The 7,371-nt window shown below is 73.0% G+C and carries 7 protein-coding genes; 5 read left to right on the top strand and 2 right to left on the bottom strand.

The genetic code is table 11. The annotated features are described in order from the left end of the window. Window positions 1-405: 405 nt before the first annotated feature. Window positions 406-1,062, top strand: coding sequence for a hypothetical protein (locus tag ABZ873_RS24095; protein WP_360875593.1), 657 nt, complete (start codon window positions 406-408; stop codon window positions 1,060-1,062). A gap of 58 nt (window positions 1,063-1,120) precedes the next feature. On the opposite strand, the gene ABZ873_RS24090 is transcribed toward ABZ873_RS24095, so the two are convergent. Next, on the bottom strand, window positions 1,121-2,134 hold the full coding sequence (locus ABZ873_RS24090) for a CorA family divalent cation transporter (protein ID WP_360875591.1): 1,014 nt from the start codon (window positions 2,132-2,134) through the stop codon (window positions 1,121-1,123). A 203-nt stretch (window positions 2,135-2,337) separates the two neighbouring features. On the opposite strand from ABZ873_RS24090, the gene ABZ873_RS24085 reads away from it, so the two are divergent. Together ABZ873_RS24085 and ABZ873_RS24080 are read left to right on the top strand one after the other, a co-directional pair. Further along, window positions 2,338-2,745: a BlaI/MecI/CopY family transcriptional regulator gene (locus tag ABZ873_RS24085; RefSeq protein WP_360875589.1), complete on the top strand. Its 408-nt coding sequence runs from the start codon at window positions 2,338-2,340 to the stop codon at window positions 2,743-2,745. Window positions 2,746-2,749: 4 nt separating this feature from the next. After that, on the top strand, window positions 2,750-3,682 hold the full coding sequence (locus ABZ873_RS24080) for a M56 family metallopeptidase (RefSeq protein ID WP_360875587.1): 933 nt from the start codon (window positions 2,750-2,752) through the stop codon (window positions 3,680-3,682). Between the two features lie 41 nt (window positions 3,683-3,723). Here ABZ873_RS24080 and ABZ873_RS24075 read toward each other — a convergent pair whose 3' ends face one another. Continuing rightward, window positions 3,724-4,728 (bottom strand): sporulation protein, encoded by a 1,005-nt coding sequence (locus ABZ873_RS24075; RefSeq protein WP_360875585.1) that lies wholly within the window; start codon window positions 4,726-4,728, stop codon window positions 3,724-3,726. A gap of 270 nt (window positions 4,729-4,998) precedes the next feature. On the opposite strand from ABZ873_RS24075, the gene ABZ873_RS24070 reads away from it, so the two are divergent. Beyond that, window positions 4,999-6,339 (top strand): hemolysin family protein, encoded by a 1,341-nt coding sequence (locus ABZ873_RS24070; protein ID WP_360875584.1) that lies wholly within the window; start codon window positions 4,999-5,001, stop codon window positions 6,337-6,339. Continuing rightward, complete coding sequence (locus ABZ873_RS24065) at window positions 6,336-7,364, top strand: hemolysin family protein (protein ID WP_360875582.1); 1,029 nt, start codon at window positions 6,336-6,338, stop codon at window positions 7,362-7,364. Before ABZ873_RS24070 ends, ABZ873_RS24065 begins: the two co-directional genes overlap by 4 nt. Window positions 7,365-7,371: the final 7 nt, after the last annotated feature.

The following is a 7,371-nucleotide window of genomic DNA, read 5'->3' as shown; positions in this document are numbered from 1 at the left end:
CGAGCCGTGTCGTACGGTCCCCCAGCGAGCGGCAGAGCCGGGTGACGGCGTGGGGTCCGCCCAGCTCGCGCAGGAGCAGCCCGCGCGCCCGCGCGGGAAGCCGGGGCCTGCCTCGGGGCTAGTTCAGGGACGGTCGCGGTGCCGTCCGCGCGGATGCGAGTCGCCGGTCGCCAGCAGCACGAGGGCGAGCCCCAGAGGCAGGAGGAACAACAGCGTCAGTGTCATGGCTGCCGGATGCCCCGCTTCCGGCAGCCGACACGTATGCGGCGGCCACGGGGCACCGGGCCCGCCGAATTTTGTCCGCTGGTGACAGAACTGAACCGGCCTCGCACGGGCGCCCGTATGCACGCTGACGGGGGACAGCGTCCAGTGGATCGAGGAGTGCCGGTGTCCAGGAAACGAACGATGAGTGTGAAGAAGAAGCTCGTGCTGTCCGTCCTCTCGGGAGCCCTGGTGGCCGGCGGGGTCGTCGCCACCATGGCGACCGGCAACGCCGCCGCCCCCGACGTCGTGTGCCCGGGCTCGACGGTGACCCTGTCGGGCGAGGCGGGCCCGCCCGCGGCGACCAGCGGCACGTTCCCGGTGGGCACCCGGCTGAAAGTGACCAACCTGGACAACGGCCAGGCCACAACCGTCACGGTGAACGGCCCCTCGGGCAGTTGCGTCCTGCTCAACAACGCGGCCTTCGAGAAGGTCCGTGAGCCGGGCAAGAACCTGATCCGCCGGGCCCGCATCGAACGCGTGGGCGGTGCGGGTGCCGCCCAGGGCGCCGCGCCCGCACCGCCCACGGCCGTACAGGCGCCGCCCGCCACGGGGGAGGTGGTGTGCCCGGGCTCGACGGTGACCCTGTCGGGCGAGGCGGGCGCCCCGGCGGCGACCAGCGGCACGTTCCCGGTCGGGACCAAGCTCAAGGTGACGAACCTGGACAACGGCCAGGCGACGACGGTCACGGTGAACGGTCCCTCGGGCAGTTGCGTCCTGCTGAACAACGCGGCGTTCGAGAAGGTCCGTGAGCCGGGCAAGAACCTGATCCGCCGGGCCCGCATCGAACGCGTGAACTGACCCGAGCCGTCCGGCGCCACGGGCCGTTTGCCCCCGTGGCGCCGGACGGCCGCCCCCGCTACTCGTCGTCACCCTCACCGTCGTCGTCCTGGAGCCGCCGCCAGATCCCCGTGCGGTGCAGCACGTACAGCGCGACCGCCAGGAAGGCCACCTGGAGGCCGACGGCGAGCAGCCAGAAGACCGCCCCGCTCTCCAACTCATTGGTCAGATAGGCAAAGTTCATCCCGAAGAACCCGGTCAGGAAGGTCAGCGGCAGAAAGATCGTCGAGACGATGGCAAGCCGGTTGATCACACCGTTCTGGTCGCCGGACACCAGCGAGGAGTACGTGCCGAAGGCCCGCCGGGTCGCCTCCTGCAAGGACTCGATGTCCGCGAGCACCAGCCGCGCGGTGCGCTCGTACTCGCGCACCAGCCGCTGCCGCTCCTCCGGGAAGCTGCCGCTCATCATCCGCCGCGTCACCGTCTCCTCCGTCACCCGGTGGTACGGCAGGAGCGTGTGATGCAGCCGGGCCGCCGTACGGCGCAGCCGGGCCAGGCGGTAGACCTGCTCGGGCTGCCTGCGGCGGAACATCTCGTCCTCCAGGTCCTCCACGTCCAGCAGCGCCTGCACGGCGGCCCCGCGATACGTCTCCAGCGCCTCGTCCAGCAGCAGGAACAGCATGGCCACGGAATCGGCCGGGCGTTCGCTCGGAAAGCGCTCGACGAGGCTCCGCACCAGCCGCGCCGCGCCCCGGTGCACGGTGACCAGGTAGGTCTCGGTCACGACCAGGTGCACGTGCACGACCTCCCCGCCGTCGATCGCGGGCACCACGAACGTGGCGCTGTCCCCGCGGAACTCGGCCCGTACGGACTCCCCCTCGCGGCCCAGCCACGCCAGATCGGCGGCCTCCAGACCCAGCTGGTGCGCGAGCGGCTGCCCGCCGGACCGGTCCGCCTCCCGCTCGGGGAGCCCGACGCCGAGCTGCCCGACGTCGGGCAGCTCGACGTCGACGAGGAGGAAGGAGGAGCTCGCGAGGCGTGCGCGCGCCTCGGAGACGGGCGTGCGGGTCAGGGCGCCGTCCGGCATGGACATCACCGATACGATCATTGACCCTCGCCCTGTGCGACCGGATGCCTGCCTGGCCTCCCAGCCTGTACGCCCGTGCGCGGGACGCAATCCGGGGAAGCCTTTGGCGTGGTGACGCACCCCGAACAGGTGAGGCCCCGCCCGCGCGGCGGTCAGTACGATGAACCGTCCCGGCACGGGCGGGGGAGTGACGGCGGGAGGCCGACGGGATGACGGACGGGCACAGAGGCGGTTCCGGGCAGCAGGACGCGCGCCGGCGCGGCCAGGGCGAGCTGGAGGCCGCCGTGCTGGGCGCGCTGGGCGAGGCCCCGGGCCCCGTCCCGGTGGCCTGGGTGCAGGAGCGCCTGGGCGGTGAGCTCGCCTACACCACGGTGATCACGATCCTGACCCGGCTGCACGCCAAGGGCGCCGTGGAGCGGGAGCGGGTCGGCCGCTCCTTCCAGTGGACGCCCGTGGCCGACGGCGCGGGCCTCGCGGCGCTGCGGATGCGCAAGGTGCTGGACGGCGAGGAGAACCGCCACGCGGTCCTCGCCAGCTTCGTCACGGCCCTGCCCCCGGGCGACGAGCGGATGCTGCGGGATCTGCTGGCCCAGGCGGCCGAGGAGGAGGAAGACTGACGCCATGGGGGTCTTCGTCTTCCTGCCGCTCGTCCTTCCGCTCACCGCCTGGCCGATCGCCCGCCTCGCCGAACAGCACTTGCATCCGCGTACCGCCACCCGTCTGCTGACGGTCATCGCGGCGGTCCTGGCCGCGTGCAGCACCCTGTGCCTCGCCCTCGTCATGGTCGTCGGCACCGCGCAGCTCCCCGGCAACCCGCTGCCGGACAGCTGGTCGGACCCGGAGGTCCGCGAGGCCGTCCCGTACGACGAGGTGGCCGGGCGGCTGGCCATCCCCGCGCTGATCACCGTACTGGCCTCCTGCTCGACCGCCGCCTGGCGGCACCGGCGGTTCCGCCGGGGGGTCGAGGACGCGGTGCGCACGGCCCGGCCCGGTCCGGTGGCGGTGCTGCCGGACGAGGCCCCGTACGCCTACGCCCTGCCGGGCCGGCGGCAGGACCGGGTGGTGGTCAGTACGGGCATGCTCGCCGCGCTCACCTCCCGCGAGCGGCGGGCCCTGTTCGCGCACGAGCGGGCTCACCTGCGCGGCGGCCACCACCGCTACCTGCTGACCGTACGGCTGGCAGCGCGGGCCAATCCCTTCCTGCGGCCGCTGTGCACGGCCGTGTCCTACACCTCGGAGCGCTGGGCCGACGAAGAGGCCGCCGCCCGGGTCGGCAGCCGGCGGACCGTGGCCCGGGCCATCGGCAAGGCCGCGCTGATCTCGCGGGGCGGACCGGCGGCCCTGGCCCACTTCGCGGTGGCCGGGCCGGTGCCGCGCCGGGTGGCCGCTCTGCTGGGGCCCGCGCCCGTGGGCCGGGCCTGGCCGCCGGTGTTCACCATGGTCGGGCTGGCCGTGTGGGCGGCGGCGGGCGGGGCCACCGTCTCCGCCCTGTCCTCCGCGAACGCGGCCGTCACCCTCTACTTCATCCTGCACGCGGCGACGTTCTCCGCGTGAGCGTCGGCCGGGCGTCGGCCGCCCGGCTGCCCGGCCGCCGCTCAGGACTCCTCGTCTGCGTCCTCGTCCTCGTCCTCGAAGAAGTCCCCGACCTCGTCCACGACTTCGGCGGCGACCATGCCGCCGACCACGCCGACGGCGACCCCGGCCGCACCCGCGGCGACGACCGTGCCCATGCCGGGGCCGGACCGGCCGTGCCCGCCGTGGGCGTGGACGTCGTGACCGTGGGCGTCGTGGGCGTCGTGCCCGTACGAGCCGTGCCCCTTGCGGGCGTCGTGCGCCTCGACCAGGGCCCGGATCCAGCCGTCCACCTCGGTGTTCCAGTCGGTGCGCTCCGCCTGGTCGTGCTCGATGACGTGCCGGGCCAGGACATCGCCCCCGCCGGTGAAGAGGCCGCCGCGCTTGTCGGCCTCCAGGACCACCTCCAGGCCCGCCGGGGAGGCCAGGAAGGTCAGCTCGACCTCCTGCACGCTCGCCGCGTAGCGCGGCGCGGGGCTCAGCTCGATCTCCTGGTAGAAGGGCAGCTGCTGGCCGGTGCCGCCGATCCGCCCGTACTCCAGGTCGGCGGAGCGGAAGCCGAAGCCCAGGTGGCCGAAGGCTTCGAGGACGGCCTCCTGCGCGGGGAGGGGGCGTACGGCGAAGGAGTCGAGGTCGCCCTTGTCCTTGGCGCCGGCCACGCCGAGCTCGGTGCGGACGCCGAGGACGATGCCCAGTGACTGCCCGTGCAGCTCGGTGACCGGGGTCTCCCACGGGAGGGTGACCGCGAAGGGCACGGTGCGCCGCTCGCCCTCGTGGAGGCGGAAGCCGCCGGCCACGGTGAACCGCTCGAAGACGACGGTTCCCTCGTGCTCGCCGTGCTCGGTCTCGGCCTCCACGCGGGCGACGAGTTCGAGCGTGACGTGCTCGATGTCGAAGTCGGCGCGCCCGCCGGTGAGCCGGACCTCGCCGGACAGGTTCCCGCCGGGTACGGCGCTCATGGGGTCGAGGACCGTGTCGACGGCGGGACCGCCGACGCCCATCGAACCGAGCAGTCTCTTGAACACCATCGTGGCGTTCTCTCCTTCCATCGCGATCAGGGAAGATCGGCGCTGGAAAAATCTACACGCATGTAGAAGCATAGGAGCGGGCCGTGACCGGCTTTACTTGCCCTTTGCCAACCGGTCGCGGATACTGTCCGTAACCGAACAGGCTTCCGGACCTCAAGCGGTCCGCCCGAGAAATGAACGGAGCAGCAGACCCGCAATGGGTGAACCTCCCAGTCCCTGCCGTGCCACGACCTGCCCGCGAAGCGACGAGCCCGGAGCGGGGGTGGCACGGTGACCGAGATCCTGCTGCTGCTCCTCGCCCTCGCGCTGACGCTGGCCTGCGCGGTGTTCGTCGCCGCCGAGTTCTCCCTGACCACCGTCGAGCGCGGCGAGCTCGAACGCGCCGCGGCCGCCGGTGAGCGCGGCGCCGAGAGCGCGCTCAAGGCCGCCAAGCGGCTCACGTTCCAGCTGTCCGGCGCCCAGCTGGGCATCACCGTGACCTCGCTGGTCATCGGCATGCTCGCGGAGCCCTCCGTATCGGCCCTGCTGCGCGGTCCGCTGACCGCCGCCGGCCTGCCCGAGGGCGCCGTCGCCACCACCGCCACCCTGCTCGGCGTGGTCCTGTCCACCATCGTCCTGATGGTGATCGGCGAGCTCGTCCCGAAGAACTGGGCGATCTCCCACCCCCTCGGCGTGGCCAAGGTCGTGGCCGGCCCGCAGCGTGCCTTCACCGCCGTGTTCGCCCCGCTGATCCGGCACCTGAACAACACCGCCAACCGCCTGGTACGCCGCTTCGGGCTGGAGCCCGCCGAGGAGCTGGCCTCCGCCCGCACCCCCGAGGAGCTGGTCGCGCTCGCCCGGCACTCCGCCCGCGAGGGCGCGATCGAGGCCGACGCCGCGGAGCTGTTCGTCCGCACCCTGCACCTCGGTGAGCTGACCGCGGAGAACGTGATGACCCCGCGCGTGGACGTCCAGGCCCTGGAGGCCCACACCACCGCGCAGGACGCCGCGAACCTGGCCCTGGCCACCGGCGTCTCCCGCTTCCCCGTCTACCGGGACAGCCTCGACGAGGTCATCGGCACCGTCCACGTGCGCGACGTACTCGCCGTGGAGGAGGACAAGCGGCACCTCACCCCGCTCACCGAGCTCATGACCGAGCCGCTGCTCGTCCCGCACTCCCTCCCCGTGGACACCCTGCTGGGCCGGCTCCGCAGGTCCCGCACCATGGCCGTGGTGATCGACGAGTACGGCGGCACCGCCGGCGTGGCCACCGTCGAGGACATCGTCGAAGAGGTCGTCGGCGAGGTCCGCGACGAGCACGACCCGCTGGAGGTCCCCGACCTCATCGAAGCCCCCGAGGACAACGGCCGCCGCGTCTGGGAGGCCGACGGAGGCATCCGCCTCGACGAGCTGGAGGAGATCGGCTTCGCCGCGCCCGAGGGCCCGTACGAGACCCTGGCCGGCCTGATCGCCACCCGCCTGGCCCGCATCCCCGTCGAGCGCGACACGCTCGACGTCGACGGCTGGGAACTGACCGTGCTCGACGTCGAGCACCACCGCGCCGACCGGGTGACCGTCACGGCGCCCGCCGCCGCGCTCGCGGACGGGACCGAGCGGGAGGACGCCCGATGACCACGATCCAGCTGCTGATCGGCGCCCTGACCCTGATCACGAACGCCTTCTTCGTCGGCGCCGAGTTCGCCATGATCTCCGTACGCCGCAGCCAGATCGAGCCGGCCGCCGTCAAGGGCAACCGGCGCGCCAGGACCACCCTGTGGGGCCTGGAGCACCTGTCCGCGATGATGGCCACCGCCCAGCTCGGCATCACCGTGTCCTCGCTGGTCCTGGGCGCCGTCGCGGAACCGGCGATCGCCCATCTGCTGGAACCGCCGTTCGCCGCGATCGGCGTGCCGGACGCGCTCATCCACCCGATCGCCTTCGTGATCGCCCTGACGCTGGCGACGTACCTGCACATGCTGATCGGCGAGATGGTCCCGAAGAACATCGCGCTGGCCGCCCCGGCGCCGACGGCGCTGCTGCTCGGCCCGCCGCTGGTCGCCCTGACCCGGGCGCTGCGGCCGCTGATCTTCGGTATCAACGCCTTCGCCAACGCCCTGCTGCGCCTGCTCAAGGTGGAGCCGAAGGACGAGGTCGGCGCGGTCTTCACCGACGACGAGCTGGCGCGGCTGGTCAAGGACTCCCAGGACGCGGGCCTGCTCGCCCCGGGGGACAGCGAACGCCTCCAGGACGCCCTGGAGCTCGGCACGCGCAAGGTCGGCGAGATCATGATCCCGCGGACGGAGTTCGTCACCGTCGACCAGGACATCACCCCGCGCGGCCTGGAGCGCACCGCTGCCCGGCACGGCTTCTCCCGGCTGGTGGTCACCGGCACGGACGGCGCGATCCTGGGCTTCCTGCACATCAAGGACGCCCTCGCCGCCGCCGACCGGGCCGCGCCCTTCCCCCGTACGGCCCTGCACACGGTCACCCGGGTGCCGGTCGAGACCCCGCTCGACGACACCATGACGGCCATGCGCTCGGCGGGCACGCACCTGGCCGCCGTCACGGACGCCGACGGCACGGTCGTGGGCTACGTGACCATGGAGGACGTCCTGGAGGAACTGGTCGGCGAGGCCGCGACCCCCGGCCCGCGCTAGCCGCTAC

Origin of the sequence: Streptomyces sp. NPDC047014 (assembly GCF_040644195.1) — a bacterium.
Lineage (GTDB): Bacteria > Actinomycetota > Actinomycetes > Streptomycetales > Streptomycetaceae > Streptomyces.
This window is presented reverse-complemented; position numbering and strand designations above follow the sequence as displayed.